Source organism: Nocardioides humi (assembly GCF_006494775.1).
GTDB classification, from domain to species: domain Bacteria; phylum Actinomycetota; class Actinomycetes; order Propionibacteriales; family Nocardioidaceae; genus Nocardioides; species Nocardioides humi.
Window position 1 is genome coordinate 994,194 of record NZ_CP041146.1, and the last position, 16,395, is coordinate 1,010,588.

The 16,395-nt window shown below is 73.8% G+C and carries 15 protein-coding genes and 1 pseudogene; 5 read left to right on the forward strand and 11 right to left on the reverse strand.

Annotation, left to right across the window (positions count from 1 at the left end):
• Window positions 1–12 precede the first annotated feature (12 nt).
• Window positions 13–2,633: pseudogene (locus FIV44_RS33890) on the forward strand (esterase-like activity of phytase family protein).
• 110 nt (window positions 2,634–2,743) lie between these two features.
• On the opposite strand, the gene FIV44_RS04880 reads toward FIV44_RS33890, so the two are convergent.
• The gene (locus FIV44_RS04880; protein WP_141003479.1) at window positions 2,744–3,445 is read right to left on the reverse strand and encodes a ferritin-like fold-containing protein; all 702 of its coding nucleotides are present in this window, start codon (window positions 3,443–3,445) and stop codon (window positions 2,744–2,746) included.
• Window positions 3,446–3,706: 261 nt separating this feature from the next.
• On the opposite strand from FIV44_RS04880, the gene FIV44_RS04885 reads away from it, so the two are divergent.
• On the forward strand, window positions 3,707–4,774 hold the full coding sequence (locus FIV44_RS04885; protein ID WP_425465154.1) for a DEAD/DEAH box helicase: 1,068 nt from the start codon (window positions 3,707–3,709) through the stop codon (window positions 4,772–4,774).
• Entirely contained in the window at window positions 4,684–5,238 is a 555-nt protein-coding gene (locus FIV44_RS33895) for a DEAD/DEAH box helicase domain-containing protein (RefSeq protein ID WP_425465155.1), read from the forward strand. Before FIV44_RS04885 ends, FIV44_RS33895 begins: the two co-directional genes overlap by 91 nt.
• Window positions 5,239–5,244: 6 nt before the next feature.
• Here the strand turns inward: FIV44_RS33895 and FIV44_RS04890 are convergent, their stop codons facing one another.
• The 3 genes from FIV44_RS04890 to FIV44_RS04900 all read right to left on the reverse strand — a co-directional run bounded on the left by FIV44_RS04890 (window position 5,245) and on the right by FIV44_RS04900 (window position 7,708).
• On the reverse strand, window positions 5,245–6,072 hold the full coding sequence (locus tag FIV44_RS04890; protein WP_141003480.1) for an endonuclease/exonuclease/phosphatase family protein: 828 nt from the start codon (window positions 6,070–6,072) through the stop codon (window positions 5,245–5,247).
• Between the two features lie 78 nt (window positions 6,073–6,150).
• Window positions 6,151–6,909: a L,D-transpeptidase gene (locus FIV44_RS04895; RefSeq protein WP_181410999.1), complete on the reverse strand. Its 759-nt coding sequence runs from the start codon at window positions 6,907–6,909 to the stop codon at window positions 6,151–6,153.
• Between the two features lie 7 nt (window positions 6,910–6,916).
• On the reverse strand, window positions 6,917–7,708 hold the full coding sequence (locus tag FIV44_RS04900) for a ParA family protein (RefSeq protein ID WP_141003482.1): 792 nt from the start codon (window positions 7,706–7,708) through the stop codon (window positions 6,917–6,919).
• A 57-nt stretch (window positions 7,709–7,765) separates the two neighbouring features.
• Between FIV44_RS04900 and FIV44_RS04905 the strand changes: the two genes are divergently transcribed.
• Complete coding sequence (locus FIV44_RS04905; RefSeq protein ID WP_141003483.1) at window positions 7,766–8,527, forward strand: SDR family NAD(P)-dependent oxidoreductase; 762 nt, start codon at window positions 7,766–7,768, stop codon at window positions 8,525–8,527.
• Window positions 8,528–8,739: 212 nt separating this feature from the next.
• Here the strand turns inward: FIV44_RS04905 and FIV44_RS04910 are convergent, their stop codons facing one another.
• The 5 genes from FIV44_RS04910 to FIV44_RS04930 are packed head-to-tail and all read right to left on the reverse strand — an operon-like array spanning window position 8,740 to window position 13,267.
• Window positions 8,740–9,348, reverse strand: coding sequence for a MarC family protein (locus tag FIV44_RS04910; RefSeq protein WP_141003484.1), 609 nt, complete (start codon window positions 9,346–9,348; stop codon window positions 8,740–8,742).
• A complete protein-coding gene (locus tag FIV44_RS04915) occupies window positions 9,345–10,217 on the reverse strand; it encodes a PHP domain-containing protein (RefSeq protein WP_141003485.1) in 873 nt (290 codons plus the stop codon). Before FIV44_RS04915 ends, FIV44_RS04910 begins: the two co-directional genes overlap by 4 nt.
• Window positions 10,180–11,880 carry a bifunctional lysylphosphatidylglycerol flippase/synthetase MprF gene (locus tag FIV44_RS04920; protein ID WP_141003486.1) on the reverse strand — a complete coding sequence of 567 codons (1,701 nt, stop codon included), beginning with the start codon at window positions 11,878–11,880 and terminating at the stop codon, window positions 10,180–10,182. Before FIV44_RS04920 ends, FIV44_RS04915 begins: the two co-directional genes overlap by 38 nt.
• Before the next feature lie 31 nt (window positions 11,881–11,911).
• Entirely contained in the window at window positions 11,912–12,646 is a 735-nt protein-coding gene (locus FIV44_RS04925; RefSeq protein WP_246086813.1) for a DUF6758 family protein, read from the reverse strand.
• A 60-nt stretch (window positions 12,647–12,706) separates the two neighbouring features.
• The gene (locus FIV44_RS04930) at window positions 12,707–13,267 is read right to left on the reverse strand and encodes a histidine phosphatase family protein (RefSeq protein WP_246086814.1); all 561 of its coding nucleotides are present in this window, start codon (window positions 13,265–13,267) and stop codon (window positions 12,707–12,709) included.
• 47 nt (window positions 13,268–13,314) lie between these two features.
• Here FIV44_RS04930 and FIV44_RS04935 point away from each other — a divergent pair, with 47 nt between their 5' ends.
• Complete coding sequence (locus FIV44_RS04935) at window positions 13,315–14,475, forward strand: MFS transporter (RefSeq protein WP_246086815.1); 1,161 nt, start codon at window positions 13,315–13,317, stop codon at window positions 14,473–14,475.
• Window positions 14,476–14,640: 165 nt separating this feature from the next.
• On the opposite strand, the gene FIV44_RS04940 is transcribed toward FIV44_RS04935, so the two are convergent.
• Complete coding sequence (locus tag FIV44_RS04940) at window positions 14,641–15,201, reverse strand: hypothetical protein (protein ID WP_141003487.1); 561 nt, start codon at window positions 15,199–15,201, stop codon at window positions 14,641–14,643.
• A 1-nt stretch (window position 15,202) separates the two neighbouring features.
• Window positions 15,203–16,291: a choice-of-anchor P family protein gene (locus tag FIV44_RS04945; RefSeq protein ID WP_141003488.1), complete on the reverse strand. Its 1,089-nt coding sequence runs from the start codon at window positions 16,289–16,291 to the stop codon at window positions 15,203–15,205.
• Window positions 16,292–16,395: the final 104 nt, after the last annotated feature.

Sequence of the window (16,395 nt, forward strand, 5' to 3'; positions counted from 1 at the left end):
AAGGCCTCACCCATGCCACGAAGCACCCGGGCGCGACGACTGCGCCCGCTGTCCGTCGCCCTGCTGGCGGTCGCGCCGCTGGCCGCAAGCGCGCTCGCCGCCCTCCCCGGCGCCGCCGCACCACTCCCGACCACGGTCGCGGCCGGCGCCGAAGCCGGCCCGTGGTTCGACCGGGTCGCGACCTATCCCGTGTTCCAGAACGTGCCGGACGACGTCGACCCCGCGGCGCCGACGGTCGCCGAGATCTCGGCGGTCTCCGCCGACGGGAACACGCTGGCCTACACCGATGCCCTGGGCGGGCGGATCGGGTTCCTCGACATCACCGACCCGTCCGCGCCCGCGGGCCTCGGCAGCCACGACGTGGCGGGCGACGGCACCGACAGCCCCACATCGGTCGCCATCGTGGGCGACAACGCGCTCGTCGTCGTCGACGAGAGCACCTACCCCGGCCTGGAGGACACGCCGTGGGAGGACCTGCCTCCCGCGGACGGCGTCCGCGACGGCCGCCTCGACGTGGTCGCCCTCGCCGGGGAGCACGAGGAGATCGCCTCGATCCCGCTGCTCGGCCAGCCGGACTCGATCGCGATCAGCCCCGACGGGCGCTACGCCGCGATCGCCATCGAGAACCAGCGCAACGAGGCGGTCACGCCCGACGGCGGCGACGAGGGCGACCTCCCCCAGCCGCCGGCCGGCTTCGTGCAGATCATCGACATCGGCGACCCGGACCCGACGACCTGGGAGGCCACCCCCGTCGAGCTCACCGAGACGGACCTCGCCGGGCTCGACACCCCGGAGGACGCCGAGCCGGAGTACGTCGACATCAACGACGACAACAAGCTGGCACTGACCCTGCAGGAGAACAACGGCGTCGTCGTCATCGACCTGCCGACCGCCTCCATCGACCACGTCTGGAGCGCCGGCAACGCCCAGGTCTCCGGCGTCGACGCCACCAAGAACGGCCTCTTCGACCCCGTCGACAGCATCGACCTCCCCCGTGAGCCCGACGCCGTCCAGTGGGTCGGCGACGGCCTGGTCGCCACCGCCAACGAGGGCGACTGGAAGGGCGGCACCCGCGGCTGGACCGTCTTCGACGCCGCGACCGGCGACGTCGTGTGGGACGCCGGCAACTCCTTCGAGCAGCTCGCGATCCGCCACGGCCTGTTCAACGACGACCGCGCGGGCAAGAAGGGCCCCGAGCCCGAGGGGCTGGCGTTCGACGAGTTCGGCGGGACGCCGTACGCCTTCGTCGGCTCCGAGCGCAGCAACTTCGTCGCGGTCTACGACATGACCGACCCGACGGAGCCGGCGTTCGTCCAGGTCCTCCCGACCACCAACGGCCCCGAGGGCCTGCTCCCGATCCCCGGCCGCAACCTGCTCGCCGTCTCCTCCGAGACCGACGACGCGAGCGTCCTGGTGCGCTCCTCGGTCGCCCTCTACGAGCTCGGCACGACCGCGCCGGCGTTCCCGTCGATCGTCTCCGCCGACGAGGGCGGTACGGCGATCGGCTGGGGCGCGCTCGGCGCGCTCAGCGCCCAGCCCGGCGACCCGCAGCGGGTGTGGGCGGCCAGCGACGCGGCGTACGCCACCGGCCGGATCTACGCCGTCGACCTGGCCCAGCAGCCGGCGGTGATCGACGACGTCATCACCGTGACCGAGGACGGCGCGCCGGTCGCGATCGACATCGAGGGCCTGCACGCCCGCGCCGAGGGCGGCTTCTGGGTCGCCCAGGAGGGCGCCACCGGCGCCGGCAACAAGCTGCTGCGGCTCGCCGCGGACGGCGAGATCCAGGAGAGCGTCTCCCTGCCGGAGGAGGTCAGCGCGCACATCAAGAGCTGGGGCCTCGAGGGGTCACCGCGTGGGGCACCGGCGCCGCCGAGCAGGTGTACGTCGCGGTCCAGCGGCCGCTGTGGGTCGACCCGACCGTCCCGAACGGCAGCCTGGAGCCACTGGAGGGGAATGTCGCGCGGATCGGTCGCTACACGCCCGCCACCGGTGCGTGGGCCTGGTTCACCTATCCGCTCGAGCAGACCTCGGTCGCCGGCGACTGGATCGGCCTCTCGGAGGTCACCGCGGTCGACGCCGACACCCTGGCCGTGATCGAGCGGGACAAGCAGAACGGCACCACCGCCGCGATCAAGCGGGTCTACGCCGTGGACCTCCCGGCCACGACCGGCGGCGCGGTGACGCCGCTGGCCAAACGCCTGGCGATCGACCTGCTGCCGCGGATGAGGGCGCTGAACGGATGGACGCAGGAGAAGCTCGAGGGCTTCACCATCACCGCCGGCGGCGAGGCCCTCGCCGTGACGGACAACGACGGCCTCGCCAACGCCACCGGCGAGACCCAGCTGTTCCGGCTCGGCCCGGCCGCGCAGTACTTCCCGGCACCGCCCGTCGACGGCCCGTCCGCCGCGTGCACCTCCGCCCAGGCCCAGGCCACCCAGGCCGCGGCCGTCGCGGCGCAGGCCAAGGCGAAGGTGAGCAAGGCCAAGAAGAAGGCCAAGTCGGCGAAGAAGGCGCACAAGCCGGCCAAGGTGACCAAGACGAAGAAGAAGCTCAAGAAGGCCAAGAAGCAGTCGAAGAAGGCGACCGCCGCCGCGGCCACCGCGCAGGCGGCTGTCACCCAGCACTGCTGACCCGGCACGAACTGACCCGGAGATCACACCGACCCGGCGCGAACTGACCTCGCAGGAGGTCAGTTTGCGCCGGGTCGGTGCAATTCCGAGGGGCGGACGCGCCGGGTCGATCAGGCGTCGAGACCGAGCTCGGCCATCCGCTCCATGTGGCGCTCGGTGAGCCGCGTGAACATCCGGCCGAGGGCGGCCAGGTCGAGGCCGGGGCGGTCCACGCCGCCGGCGAGGAGCGCGGTCAGCGCGTCGCGGTCGGCGGCCACCCGCTGCGCCTGGGTCAGCGCCTCTCCCATCAGCCGCCGGCCCCACAGCGCCAGCCGGCCGCCGAGGCGCGGGTCGTCGGCGATCGCGGCGCGGACCCGGTCGACGACGAACGTCGCGTGCGTGCCCTCCTCCATCGAGGAGATGACCAGGTCGCGCGTCTCGGGGTCGAGATAGGCCGCGATCTCGCGGTAGAAGTCGTTGGCGAGCCCGTCGCCGACGTACGCCTTGACGAGGCCCTCGTACCAGTCCGCCGGCGCGGTGTGCCGGTGGAACTCGTCGAGCGGCTCCCGGAAGGGCGCCATCGCGGCGAACGGGTCGGCGCCGAACGCGCGGATCCGGTCGTGGAGGGCGTGCACCTTGGTGAGCTCCCCGCTCGCCATCGTCGCCAGGTCGACCTTGTCGGCCAGGCTGGGGGCGAGCTTGGCGTCCTCGGCGAGCCGCTCGAAGGCGGAGATCTCGCCGTACGCGATGGCGGCCAGGAGGTCGACCACGGCCTCGCGATAGGCCGGGTCGGCGTCGGCGGTGGGAGCGGTCGCGTCGGCGGATTCAGCCATAGGTGCAGGCTACAAGTAGACTAGACCGTGGCGAGAGCCCGTCCGGCCCCTCGGGGCGGCGCGGCCCGCCCGGGCACCCGCCCACGTATGTGCGCGGCTGAGTGTGAATCGGCCGCATCGAATCTGGCGCCTGCCGACCGGCCGACGACACTCACGAAAGCGAACAGAACACTGACTTCCAACGACATCACCGCTGCGTCCACCCCTGCCACCACGGCGACCGAGGAGACCAGCGGGCCCTCGTTCCGCGACCTCGGCGTGATGCCCCTGATCTGCGACGCGCTCGAGCGGGCCGGGATCACGCACCCCTTCGCGATCCAGGAGATGACCCTCTCCGTCGCGCTGATGGGCACCGACCTGATCGGCCAGGCCCGCACCGGCACCGGCAAGACCCTCGCCTTCGGCATCCCGGTGATCCAGCGCAGCGTCGCGCCGACCGACCCCGACTACTCCGAGCTGCCCCAGGGCAAGCCGCAGGCGCTCATCGTCGCCCCGACCCGCGAGCTCGCGCTCCAGGTGTCCAGCGACCTCGAGATCGCCAGCCGCGACCGCGGCCTGCGCGTCCTCACCATCTACGGCGGCGTCGGCTACGAACCCCAGATCGAGGCCCTCGAGACCGGCGTCGACATCGTCATCGGTACGCCGGGCCGGCTGATCGACCTCGCCAACCGCAAGGTCCTCGACCTCTCCCACGTGCACGCGCTCGTGCTCGACGAGGCCGACGAGATGCTCGACCTGGGCTTCCTGCCCGACGTGGAGAAGCTGCTGCGGCTCACCCCGGAGACGCGGCAGACCATGCTGTTCTCCGCCACCATGCCGGCCGCGATCGTGTCGCTGGCCCGCATGCACATGCGGCACCCGATGAACATCCGTGCGGAGTCGTCGTACGAGAACGCGACGGTGCCGGCCACCGCGCAGTTCATCTACCTCGCCCACGACCTCGACAAGCCCGAGATCATCGGCCGGATCCTGCAGGCCGAGGACGCCGACAAGATGATCGTCTTCACGCGGACCAAGCGGCAGGCGCAGCGGGTCGCCGACGACCTCGTCGAGCGCGGCTTCAAGGCCAGCGCCCTGCACGGCGACATGGCGCAGGTGGCGCGCGAGAAGGCGCTGACCAGGTTCCGCGAGGACAAGATCAAGGTCCTCGTCGCCACCGACGTCGCCGCCCGCGGCATCGACGTCTCCGGCGTCAGCCACGTCATCAACTACACCTGCCCGAGGACGACAAGACCTACGTGCACCGGATCGGCCGCACCGGCCGCGCCGGCGCCTCGGGCATCGCGATCACGCTGGTCGACGCGACCGACGTGCACCGCTGGAAGATGATCAACAAGGCGCTCGACCTGCCCTTCGACGAGCCGGTCGAGACCTACTCGACCTCCGAGCACCTCTTCCACGACCAGGGCATCGCACCCGGCACCAAGGGCCGGATCGCTCCCCCGGCGCCGCCTGCACCGCGCGGCGAGCGGTCGGGCGAGCGCGGCGCGAGCCGTTCAGGCGAGCGGCGCTCCGGCGGCGAGCGCAACCGGACCCGGACGCGCACCCGGACCCGCGGCGGCAAGCCCGTCGAGGGGACGGCGCGCGGGACACCGCCGCCGCGGCCACGGACGGCGCGGGTACGCCGCCCGAGGGCGCCGAGCGTCCCGCCGGCCGCAACCGGCGCCGGCGCCGTCGTACCGGTGGCGGGACGGGCTCCACGGAGACGCAGTCGGCCTGATCAGGAGACGACGGAGCGGAGCCCGGGCCTGTCCCGGGCTCCGCTCCGTCTCAGGCTGTGGTCGAGGAGCTGACGGAGGTCAGCTCGCCGCGGGCTCCACCCACACGTTGCCGACCAGCACCGGGTGGTCGCTGATGCCGTTGTAGACCTTGCGGTGGTCGCTGAACTTGGTGCCGGTCCAGGTCGCCATCATCCAGTCCGGGCCGGCCTTCGGCGGGACGGGGCACGGCTTGCGCTTGGTGCCGCCGACCGAGACCAGGTCGGTCGCCTTGGCGACGCGCTGGCAGAACTCCACCCGCTCGTTCATGTCGCCCATCACCAGGACGGGGTCGCCCTTGGCCTCCAGCCGCTTGATCAGCTTGATCTCCTTGGTCGTGGAGATGTCACGCTCGCGCTCCTGGCCGCCCGGCGAGTTGTGGATCGCGACGACGTAGAAGACACGGCCGGTCTTGCGGTGCTTGAGCTTGACGTACGGGATCGCACGCTGGTGGCCCAGGAAGGGCCGGTAGATCACGCCCTTCTTCTTCGCCTGGTAGACGTCGGCCTTCCAGGCGAGCTGGATCGCCGAGCTGTAGTTGCCGAGGCTGCGGCGAGGGTAGAACTTGAAGCGCGGCAGACGCTTGCGCAGCACCTTCAGCTGGGAGCGGTGGACCTCCTGGAAGGCGACGACCTCGCGGCTGCGCTCCTGCACCTGGTTCGCGGCGCTGTTCGCGCGCGCCGCGCCGCCAGGGGCCATCGAGGCGGTGAGGATGTTGAACGACATGGCGCGGATCTCGTAGCCGGCGCCCTTCGCCTCCGGCGCGGCCGCCGTGGCGGCCGGCTGCTCGGGTGAGAGGGTGGCGCCGAGGGTGAGGACCATCAGCGCGGCGCAGATCCGGGCAAGGTGCTTTCCGAGGTGGGCGAGCATCCGGGCACCCTAGGCAGACCCACCCCGGGCAGGGCAAATCGTGCCTGTGACGGCTGTGACCGTTGCGCCGGGTGGGGCTCAGGTGGTGACGACGACCTTGGTGCCGACCGGGGCGAAGTCCCACAGCGCGATCGCGTTGGGGCGGGCCTGCCGGATGCAGCCGTGCGAGAGCGGCGTACCGAGCTGGTCGAGGGTCTGGACCGGCTTGCCGTCGTCGACCGGGATGGTGTGGAAGCCGATCGCGGCGCCCTGGGTGCCCCGGGTGAACCGGACGAAGTACTCCATCGTGCCCGAGTCGTCGATGCCGATGGCGTTGCGGCTGCGGGAGTAGACGGAGTAGGTGCCGGGCTCGAGGTTGTCGTAGACGCTGCCGGAAACGAGGTACGTCCGCGCGACCGACCCGTCGGCGTCGACCAGCCAGACCCGCTGGCGGCCCTCGCTGAACACGATCCGCCGGCCGGCGCCGGACGCCGCGGGCAGCTCGGTGGAGTCCGAGACCGCCGCGATCCGGGAGCCCGTGTCGGCCAGGTCGCCGGTGACGGCGCCGTCCAGGGCGGGCAGGTCGTCGGGCTTCGGCGTGTCCTTCGCGGCCGGCTCGCCGGACGCGGCGAGCTCGTCGGCCTGCGGGGACGGGGTCTCCCGGGCGCCGACCGATCCGGCGGATCCGGCCGAGCCCGCCGCTGCCGGGCCGCCGCCGCCCGGGAGCAGCCCGAACCCGCCCGCGACGGCCACGACGGTCACGGTCAGCGCCGCGGCGACCGCCGTGATCCGGCCGTACCGGGGACGCGCGGGGGCACGGTGCCGCCCGGCGGCATGGCGTGGTGCTGCGTGCTTCACGACGGGCTCAGCGCGCCGATCGGTCCAGGAGGGCGCCAGCCACCTCACGGTAGGCCTGCGCGCCCTTGCTCGTACGGCTGGTGGCGAGGATCGAGCGGCCCGCCGCCGGCGCCTCGGCGAACTTGATGGTCTTGGGGATGGGCGGCTCGACGACCTCAAGGTCGTAGGTCTCCGCGATCGTGTCGAGCACGGCGCGCGCGTGGTTGGTCCGGCCGTCGTACAGCGTCGGGAGGACGCCCCACACGGCGAGCTCGCGGTTGGTGAAGCGGCGTACGTCGTGGACGGTGTCGAGCAGCTGGCCGACGCCGCGGTGGGACAGGGTCTCGCACTGCAGCGGGATGAGGACGCCCTCGGCCGCGGTGAGGGCGGCGACCGTGAGCACGCCCAGCGACGGCGGGCAGTCGAGGAGCACCCAGTCGTAGCTCCGGCCGGACGCCCGGAGGTCCTCCATCACACCCCGCAGGACGTGCTCGCGGCCGGTGCGGGTGAGCAGGTCCGCCTCCGCGCGCGCCAGCTCGATGGTCGCCGGGAGCAGGTCGACGCCGTCGTCGGTCTCGATGATCACCTCCTCGACCGCGGTGCCCTTGGTGAGGACGTGGTGGACCGACAGCTCGAGGTCCTCGGGGTCGACGCCGAGCGAGAACGTCAGGCAGGCCTGGGGATCGAGATCGACCAGCAGCACCGACTGGTCCCGTTCGGCCAGGGCCGCGCCGATGGAGGCGACGCTGGTCGTCTTCGCGACGCCGCCCTTCTGGTTGGCGACGGCGAGGATCGTGGGGGCAACCTGCTCGCTGTTCATCGGGACCCATCATGCCGGATCGCCGGGCGCAGGCTCCGCACCTCCTAGTGTTGCGGCATGCCCACTGCTCTCGTGACCGGCGCGACCGCCGGCATCGGCCTCGAGTTCGCCCGCCAGCTCGCCGCCCGCGGCGACGACGTCGTCCTCGTGGCCCGCGACGAGGCGCGGCTCGCTTCGGTCGCCGAGGAGCTCCGGTCGTCGTACGGCGTGGGGGTGGAGGTACTGCCCGCCGACCTCACCTCCCTCGACGAGCTCGCCCGGGTCGAGGCCCGGCTCGCCGACCGGGCCGCGCCCGTCGACCTGCTGGTCAACAACGCCGGGTTCGGGCTCAAGGAGCGCTTCCTCGACAACCCGATCGACGTCGAGCAGGCGCAGCAGGACGTCCTCGTGCGCGCCGTGCTGCGGCTGACCCATGCGGCGCTCGGCGGCATGGTCGAGCGCCGCCGCGGCGGCGTGATCAACGTGTCCAGCGTCGCCGCCTTCCTCCCCCGCGGCACCTACAGCGCCGCGAAGGCGTGGGTGAACTCGTTCAGCGCCTGGGCGCACCGGGAGTACGCCGGGCAGGGCGTGACCGTGATGGCGCTGTGCCCCGGCTTCGTCAAGACGGAGTTCCACCAGCGCCTCGGCATCGACCGCGACGCCTCCGCCCCCGGGCTGCTCTGGCTCGAGCCCGAGCGCCTGGTCCGCGACGCCCTCGCCGACTTCGACCGCGGCCGCGCGATGTCGGTCCCCTCGAAGCGCTACAAGGCGATCGTCACCGCCAGCCGCCTCGTCCCCCGCCCCGCCCTCCAGCGCCTCCAGTCCCTCGGCCGCAAGTAGCAGGTGCCGGACCCCGATCACCCAGGAAGCGGTCGTCGCGGGAACGCCGAGCGACGGAGCGCAGGGAGCGAGGGACGAGCGACCGGAGCGCAGGAATCGGCGTTCCCGCGAGCCGCCTGTCTGGCCGCCTGACGACCGCGGCCACCGGCGAACGCCGACGGCGCGCGCGGCAGCGCGGCGGAGCGCAGCGACGACGCGCTCGCGCCATCGACTCAGCCTTCGCCGGCGATAAAGGCGCGGACGGCGTCGGCGACGAGCTGGACGGCGATGGCGGAGAGGAGGAGGCCGGCGATGCGGGTGACGAGGAGGACGCCGCCGTCGCGGATGAGGCGGAGGATGGGGAGGGAGTAGCGCATCGCGGCCCACAGCGCGATGTGGACGCCGACGACGCCGAGCGCGACGGCGAGGCCGTCCTCCCAGGTGTCGATGTCCTGGACGAAGAGCATGGTCGCCACGATCGCGCCGGGGCCGGCGAGGAGTGGGGTGCCGAGCGGGACGAGGGCGATATTGGCGTCGGCGGAGGCGGTCATCTCCTCCTCCTTGCCGGTCAGCAGCTCCAGGGCGACGAGCAGGAGCAGCAGGCCGCCGGCGCACTGGAGCGCGGGCAGCGAGATGTGCAGGTAGTTGAGGATCTGCTGGCCGAAGAAGGCGAACAGCGTGATCACCAGGAACGACACCGCCACGGCCTGCCACGCGGCGCGGCGGGCGGTGGCCGGGCTGCGGCCGGCGGTGAGCGACAGGAAGATGGGCACGGTGCCGACCGGGTCCATGATCACGAAGAGCGTCACGAAGACCTCGACGAGGAGGACGATCTCGATCATCGCCGGGCCTTCCCGGCCAGGGTCGTCGGGGAGCGGAGCGACGCGGCCCGGTCGAGGATCCGCTCCAGCTGGGCCGGGGCGGTGGTCTCGCAGCCCAGGTGGTGCCCGGTCTTGCCGGTGCCGTGGTGGTCGCTGGAGCCGGTGACGACCAGGCCGAGCCGCCCGGCGATCTCCCGGAGCCCGCCGCGGGCCCGGGCGTCGTGGTCGAGGTGGTCGACCTCGATGCCGGCGAGCCCCGCATCGGCGAGGACGGCGAACGCACCGTCGTCGAGCACCGCGGCGGAGCCGCGGCCCCACGGATGGGCGACGACGGCGACGCCGCGGGCGGCGGTCACCAGGCCGATCATGGTGGTCAGGTCGGCGGCGTACCTGTCGACGTACGCCGGTCCGTCGTCGGCGAGATAGCGCGCGAAGGCCTCGTCACGGTCGGCCACCGCCCCGAGCCGCACCAGCAGGTCGGCGACGTGGGGGCGCCCGGTGACGCGGTTGCCGGGGCTGACCTCGGCGAGCGCCTCCTCGGTCGCCGGTACGCCGAGCTCCCGCAGCCGCGCCAGCATCGCCGGCACCCGCTCCTCCCGGCCGGCGACGATCCGGCCGAGCTCGGCCTGCAGGGCCTGGTCGTCGGCATCGGGCAGGTAGGCCAGCAGGTGGACGGGGGCGCCGCGGAACCGGGTGCTGACCTCGATGCCGCGCACCAGTCCGATGCCCGACTCCTCCGCCGCGGCGACCGCCTCGTCCCATCCGGCGGTCGTGTCGTGGTCGGTGAGCGCGACGACGTCCAGCCCGGCCGTCGCCGCGGCCCGCACGAGGTCGGCGGGCGAGGCGGTGCCGTCACTGACGCTGGAGTGCGTGTGGAGATCGATCCTCACCGTACGAGGTTAGTGCCCGGGCCGGCGCGGACGGAGCCGGCAGCGCGAGCGGCGCGCTCGCGTCGCGGGTCTTCGGCGTCACGAGGAACGCGGTGAGCACGGCGGCGGCGATCCACGGCAGGTCGGCGAGCCGGCGGTAGGTGAGGTGGAGCGTCTCGCACCGGGGCGAGAACTTCGCCTTGAACGCGTGGAGCGAGGCGAACCCGTAGAGCGGCTCGAGGACCCGTGCGGAGCGCTCCAGGCCGCGCTGGAGCCAGCCGTCCGGCTCGCCCTCGCTGCGGGCCAGCGGCGCCGCCGACAACGACACGACCTGTGCTCCCTCGTCCTTGAACACCAGGCAGGACTCGGCGATCAGGAACTCGATCACCGGCCGGAAGCCGTCGTCCGGGCGGCGCATCAGGTCCAGGGTCCAGCCGTGGATCCGGCCCCCGCCGCCGTGGACCGGCAGCCAGGAGAGGAAGCCGTGCACCCGGTCGTCCTCGTCGAGGGCCAGCGCGACCCGGACCCGCGGGTCCATCGCGTGGTCGACCCCGCCGAGGGTGAAGCCGAGCTCGGGGGTGCGCTGGCGGCGCAGCCAGCCGTCGCTGATCGCCCGCACCTGCGCGACGACGCGCGGGTCCGCGTCGGCCAGGACGACCAGCTCGAAGCGGATGCCGTCCCGACGAGCGCGGTTGCGGGCGGTGCGGACGTCCTGCCACCGCTTGCCGCGGAGCTCCAGCCCGGGCAGGTCCAGCAGGGTGTCCTCGCCGATCTGCAGGCTGCGACCGCCCGCGACCTGCGCGACGGCCTCCGCGACCGGGCGGCTCACCGCGAAGTGGGACGGGATCAGGTGCTCGTCGGCGCAGAAGGCCGCGAACTCCGCCGGCGCCCGGTGCCGCCAGCCGGGCGTGCCGATCGGGTCGCCGAGGGCGAGCGCGACGCCGAGGTGGCGGCGGTAGGCGATGTAGCCCTCGCCCCGCGGGTCGTAGAGGTAGCGCACGCCGGGCCAGGTGGTCATCCAGGAGATCGAGCCGCCGCCGTCGCGCTGCAGGTGCTCGACGGCACGGTCGCGGTTGACCAGGGGCCGGCGCCGGGGCCCGATCAGGGAGCCGATGAGCAGCCCCCCGAGTACGGCGACCAGGTGGACCACGTCGGCGAGGTGGCCGACCGCGAGCAGCGCGACGACGGCGTAGGCGATCAGCCCGCCGCGGGCCATGCGGCGCGGGACGGTGCTCAGGAACGCCGTCATCACCGCGCCGACGGCCAGGGCCCCGCCGGACGGCCCGACGTCGAGGGACCGCTGCAGGGAGTCCGGGCCGACCGCCAGGATCAGCGCGCTGGCGATGAGCACGCTGCCGACCTGGCTGCCCAGCCAGAGCAGCGCGGTGCGCAGGGTGCCGAGCCGTGGCTCGGCGTAGCCGACGCAGACCGCGAAGCTGAGCAGGACGGGCAGGTAGCACCAGGGCGCGATGGCCAGGAGCGGGCCGGTCAGCAGGGTCCACCAGTGGCCCGCCTCGAGCGCGCCCGGCCCGTAGGCGAGGGCGCGCCCCCAGCCGTGGCCGAGCGGGCCGGTGGCGATCGCGCCGGTGCCCAGCGCCACCACCACGATGAGCAGCAGCCCGAGGGCGGTGAACGGCCGACGTCGTACGACGGTGAGGGGGCGGGACCCACGGGGAGCTGACATGACTCCAGCCTCACCACCGGGGACGCCGAGGTCAGTAGCGCACCGACCCGGATGGGGGTGGTGTCTGCACTACCTCACCAGGAGGGCGCCGGCCCCCGAAGGGCAGGGCGACCAGCTGCGGCCCGGTCGCGGAGATGTCACGGAGGATCCAGTCGTCGCGCAGCAGCAGGATCGCGGAGGCGGGACGCAGGACCAGCCACAGCCAGCGGCCGCCGGCCTCGCCGGCCAGGACCGAGCGGTCCCACTCCCCCGGCGACGTGCTGACGGACACCGGCCACAGGCCGACGGGGTACTGGTCGACGCGCACCCGGACCGGCGCCGGCCCCTCCCCCACCTCGTGGCCGGGATCGATGCGCTCGGGATCGTCGGGAGTGGCGAGGCCGGCGACGCGCGCGCCGAAGCCGGTGCCGGGCTCCTCGCTGATGACCATCACGTCGACCGGCCCGTCGAGCTGGCTGGTGCCGGAGACGCAGGCCATGGTGGCGCGCGGCGGTTCGCCGTCGGCGACGACCGCGGCGAAGTCGCTGACCGACCACCCGGGCCCGAGCGGCCACGGCAGGAAGGTCGGGAACGGGCCGACGCGCAGGAGGTGGGCCGCGAACTCGTCGTACGACGACGTCACCGGCCGCCACAGGGGTACGACGATCCCGTGGTCCGGGCACGACCAGCGCCCGTCGCCCACCTCGGCCACCGGCGCGGGGCAGCGTGGGCACTCCACGCGCACCCCGTCCCCGCTGCGGGGCGGCCTGGGCTCATCGGTCGGCATGTCCGACACCGTGCTGCGCGGCGGCCCGTTCGTCAAGCACCCTGGGAGCTCGAGCCCGCATCAGCAGTTCCACCGCAGCAGCACGGGCGTCTCCCGCTCGTGCCCGAGCTCGGAGAGGGTCGCGGTGTCGAGACGGAACAGCCGCCCCTCGCCGACGGGCAGGCCCAGCCAGCGAGCGGCGAGCGCGCGCAGCAGGTGGCCGTGGGCGAACACGAGGACCGGGCCGTCGACCTCGCGGATCCGGGCGACGACGCGGTCGCAGCGGGCCGCGACCTCCTCGGCCGGCTCGCCGCCGGGGCACGGGTGGGTCCAGATCGTCCAGCCGGGCACGTCCTGCCGGATCTCCGCGGTGGTGCGGCCCTCGTAGTCGCCGTACCCCCACTCGCGCAGGTCGTCGCAGACCTCGGCGTCGGCGAAGCCCGCCAGCTCGGCGGTACGACGCGCCCGCAGCAGCGGACTGGTCAGCACCTCGGCGAAGTCCCGGTCGGCGAGCCGTGCGGCGAGACCGCGCGCGACCTCCTCGCCCTCGGGGAGCAGCGGGAGGTCGGTGCGGGAGGTGTGCCGTCCCGAGACGCTCCACTCCGTCGCACCGTGCCGGGCCAGCAACGCGGAATCGGCCATGGCCGACATCCTGCCAGCCACGCATCGGCGGTGGCAGGATCCCGCTCATGCCCCGCACCGAAAGTCGCGTGCCCCTGGCCCGCTACCGGCTCGCCGTCGCCGCCGGCTTCGCCACCCAGGGCTTCGTCTTCATCGGCCTCACCACCCGCCTGCCCGACATCAAGGACCGCTGGGAGCTGTCCGAGCTGGAGGTCTCGGGCGTGCTGCTCGCGATCGTGCTGCTCGCCGGCGGCGGCTCGGTGCTCGCGGAGACGCTGGCGGCGCGCACGGCCAGCGCCCGGGTGCTGCGGGCGGGGCTGGTACTCATCGCGGGCGGTGCGGCGCTGATGCTCGCGGCGCCCGCGTGGGCGGCGTACCTCCTCGGCGTCGCCGGCTACGGCGTCGGGCTGGGCATGGTCGACGCGAGCACCAACATGCAGGCGGTCGCGCTGGAGCGGCGCTACGGACGCACGATCCTGCCGAGCTTCCACGGCGCGTGGACCTTCGGCGGCCTGCTCGGCGCGGCCGTGACGCTGGCGACGGCGCACGTCGACCTGGCCTGGACGGCGCTGATCACGGTGCTCCCCCTGGTCGTCGCCGGCGCGAGGTTCCTCCCCCGCGACGCCGGAGCCACCGCCGTCCCGGCGACGGCCGTGCTCGCGATCCCGTGGCGCCCGATCCTCATGGTCGGCCTCGGCATGGTCGTGTTCTACATGGTCGACACCGCCTCGCAGACCTGGGGCGCGGTCTACCTCGACGAGGTGTTCGACGCGCCGTCGCGGTGGGTCGCGCTGGCGACGCTCCCCTACCTCGTCGCGAGCCTCCTGGTCCGCCTCGCCGGCGACTCCCTCGTCGAGAGGTACGGCGCCACGCCGGTCCTGCGCGTCGGTGCGGTGGTCGCGTGCGGCGGACTGGCGGTGGTCACGGCGGCGCCGACCTGGCCGGTGGCGGTGCTCGGCTTCACGCTGACCGGCGCCGGGATCTCGGTGGTGGCGCCGCTGAGCTTCTCTGCGGCGGCGCGGATCGCCGGCGGCTCGGTCGAGCGGGTGGACGCCGTGATCGCTCGGTTCAACCAGTTCAACTACGTGGGCGGCCTGCTCGGCGCGGTGCTGACCGGGGTGGTGGGGCAGGACGAGCTCCGGTTCGGCTTCGTCGTCCCGATGGTGCTGGTGCTGGCCCTGCTCCCCCTGGCCCGCTGGTTCGGGACCCGGGCGGGCCGGGAGCGCTAGGGCGTGTCTCCCTGTTCGGCGCCGTCGCGAGCGGTGTTTCCGGCCGATCTGGCAAGGCGGGGACGCGACGGCATGCTGGATCGCACGTCGAGCGGCCCCAACGCCGCCAGATCGAGTCGGAAACGCCGCGTAGCAGGCGGGGAACAGGGAGACGCGCCCCAGCGGTCAGCGCCGAGCGGTCGGCCGGCACACCCGGCACGTAGCCAGGTGCGCGTTGTCCTCGCCCACCGGGACGAGGTCGTCGCGGTGGGCGATCAGCGCGCAGTCGCGCCGGTGCATGGTGGTGCCGCCGCCGGCGGTGACCGGGATCGCGCCGACGTCGTGGCCCTGGTCGTCGGTGCGCGCCGACGTCGCGGTCACCTCGGCGAGCACGAGCAGCGTGTCGGCGAGCCGCTTGGACGACTCCCGGCCGTCGGCCGCGATCCGGGCGAGCCAGGCGCCGAAGTAGAGGAACCCGCCGACGAAGGTCAGGCCCAGGCCGAGCATGCCGCCGGAGACGACGTAGGACATCTGGTCCCACTGGTACGGCGTGTTGGCGGCGCCGTACCAGCCCAGGATGATCACCACGATCCCGAGCGGGAGCATGATCGCGCCCGCCCAGAACAGCACGACCTGGAGCAGGGCGTAGTGGTTGTCCTTGAGGGGCGCGATGCCGGAGCGGCCGGAGTCCCCGGCCCGGGGCAGGCTGCCGGCCCGGCTGCCCGACGGAGTGGCGGCTGTGGTCATGTCATGCCTTTCGGAGGTCGGGAAGGCCGCTGTCGAGGCCGTGGGGGCAGGAGGCGCCGATGCCGAGCGCGGCGGCGCCGAGCCGGCGGAACCAGGAGCCCGCGACCGCTGCGAGGGCGAAGGCGGCGACGAGGAGCATCCCCGGGATGGAGAACAGCTCGGGCAGCCCGGCGCTGGCGGGCGCGGCGTCGGCCAGCTGCTCGACCGGTCCCGTGCCGCCACCCGCCGGCACGGCGCCGACCGGGGACGGTCCGGCCGCCGAGGGTACGCCGACCCCGCCCGCCGCGGGTGCGGGCGCCGCCTCCTCGGCGGCCGCCGGCGGCGCGGCCTCCTCGCCGGGCTGCGGCGCGGAGACGTCCATGGGCGGGACGGTGTCGACCTCGGCCTTGGCGACCCCGAGCGTGATCACCACGCGCGGCGCCAGGTTGGAGAGGCCGGAGACGACGCCCTTGAGGGGGCCTGCCTGGGCGGGGATCAGCTCGGCCAGCACGTTGGCCGGGAGCGCCTTGAGCAGCGGCGAGAGGAGCAGCGTGTCGATGGTGATCCGCAGGCCCTGCGAGAGGCTGGTGCCGGCGTCGCCGTCGACGGTGCGGACCTGCTCGGGCACCTCGAGGGTCACGCCGAGCGCCTTGAGCGCGTCGAGCGGGAGCTTGTCGAGGCCGGGGATCGGCGTGGTCCTGCCCATCGCGATGGCGCCGTCCGGGCCGATGCCGAACTCCTGCCCGGCGATCGCCAGCGTGCCCCAGGCGGAGCGGCCGGTCGCCGTACCGGTGGTGCCGTCCGAGGTCGTCTTCGCGACGGCCTCCACACCGCCGAGCGTGATCAGCCCGCCGAGCAGCCGGATCTCGCCGAGGGTCGCGCGGGAGACGCCGACGACCTTGCCCTCCTTGGCCTCCATCCTGCTGGTGGACACGTAGCCGTCGACGTCGACGAGCGCGGCCAGCTCGGGCGGCAGGCCGGGCGCGGCGGCGCGGGTGGTCGGCGCGGTGGCGCCGAGGCCGCCGGTGAGCAGGCCGGTGACGCCGTTGAGCAGGTCGAGCAGCCCGCTCTTCCGAGAGCCGTCGCCGGTGGCGCCGTCCGGCCCCAGCACCGCGCCGTCCGGCGAGAAGCCGGTCTCGGCGGTCGCGACGCCCTCCCCGACGTCGTCGTCATGATCGCGCCCGGGATCGTGTCGTCCGTCTGGGTCGGCGTGTC

Coding starts and splice junctions, on each gene's coding strand:
- FIV44_RS04880 (WP_141003479.1), bottom strand. CDS start 3,445: ATGGCTGAATCCGCCGACGCGACCGCTCCCACCGCCGACGCCGACCCG.
- FIV44_RS04885 (WP_425465154.1), top strand. CDS start 3,707: ATGCCCCTGATCTGCGACGCGCTCGAGCGGGCCGGGATCACGCACCCC.
- FIV44_RS04890 (WP_141003480.1), bottom strand. CDS start 6,072: ATGCTCGCCCACCTCGGAAAGCACCTTGCCCGGATCTGCGCCGCGCTG.
- FIV44_RS04900 (WP_141003482.1), bottom strand. CDS start 7,708: ATGAACAGCGAGCAGGTTGCCCCCACGATCCTCGCCGTCGCCAACCAG.
- FIV44_RS04905 (WP_141003483.1), top strand. CDS start 7,766: ATGCCCACTGCTCTCGTGACCGGCGCGACCGCCGGCATCGGCCTCGAG.
- FIV44_RS04910 (WP_141003484.1), bottom strand. CDS start 9,348: ATGATCGAGATCGTCCTCCTCGTCGAGGTCTTCGTGACGCTCTTCGTG.
- FIV44_RS04920 (WP_141003486.1), bottom strand. CDS start 11,880: ATGTCAGCTCCCCGTGGGTCCCGCCCCCTCACCGTCGTACGACGTCGG.
- FIV44_RS04925 (WP_246086813.1), bottom strand. CDS start 12,646: ATGCCGACCGATGAGCCCAGGCCGCCCCGCAGCGGGGACGGGGTGCGC.
- FIV44_RS04930 (WP_246086814.1), bottom strand. CDS start 13,267: ATGGCCGATTCCGCGTTGCTGGCCCGGCACGGTGCGACGGAGTGGAGC.
- FIV44_RS04935 (WP_246086815.1), top strand. CDS start 13,315: ATGCCCCGCACCGAAAGTCGCGTGCCCCTGGCCCGCTACCGGCTCGCC.
- FIV44_RS04940 (WP_141003487.1), bottom strand. CDS start 15,201: ATGACCACAGCCGCCACTCCGTCGGGCAGCCGGGCCGGCAGCCTGCCC.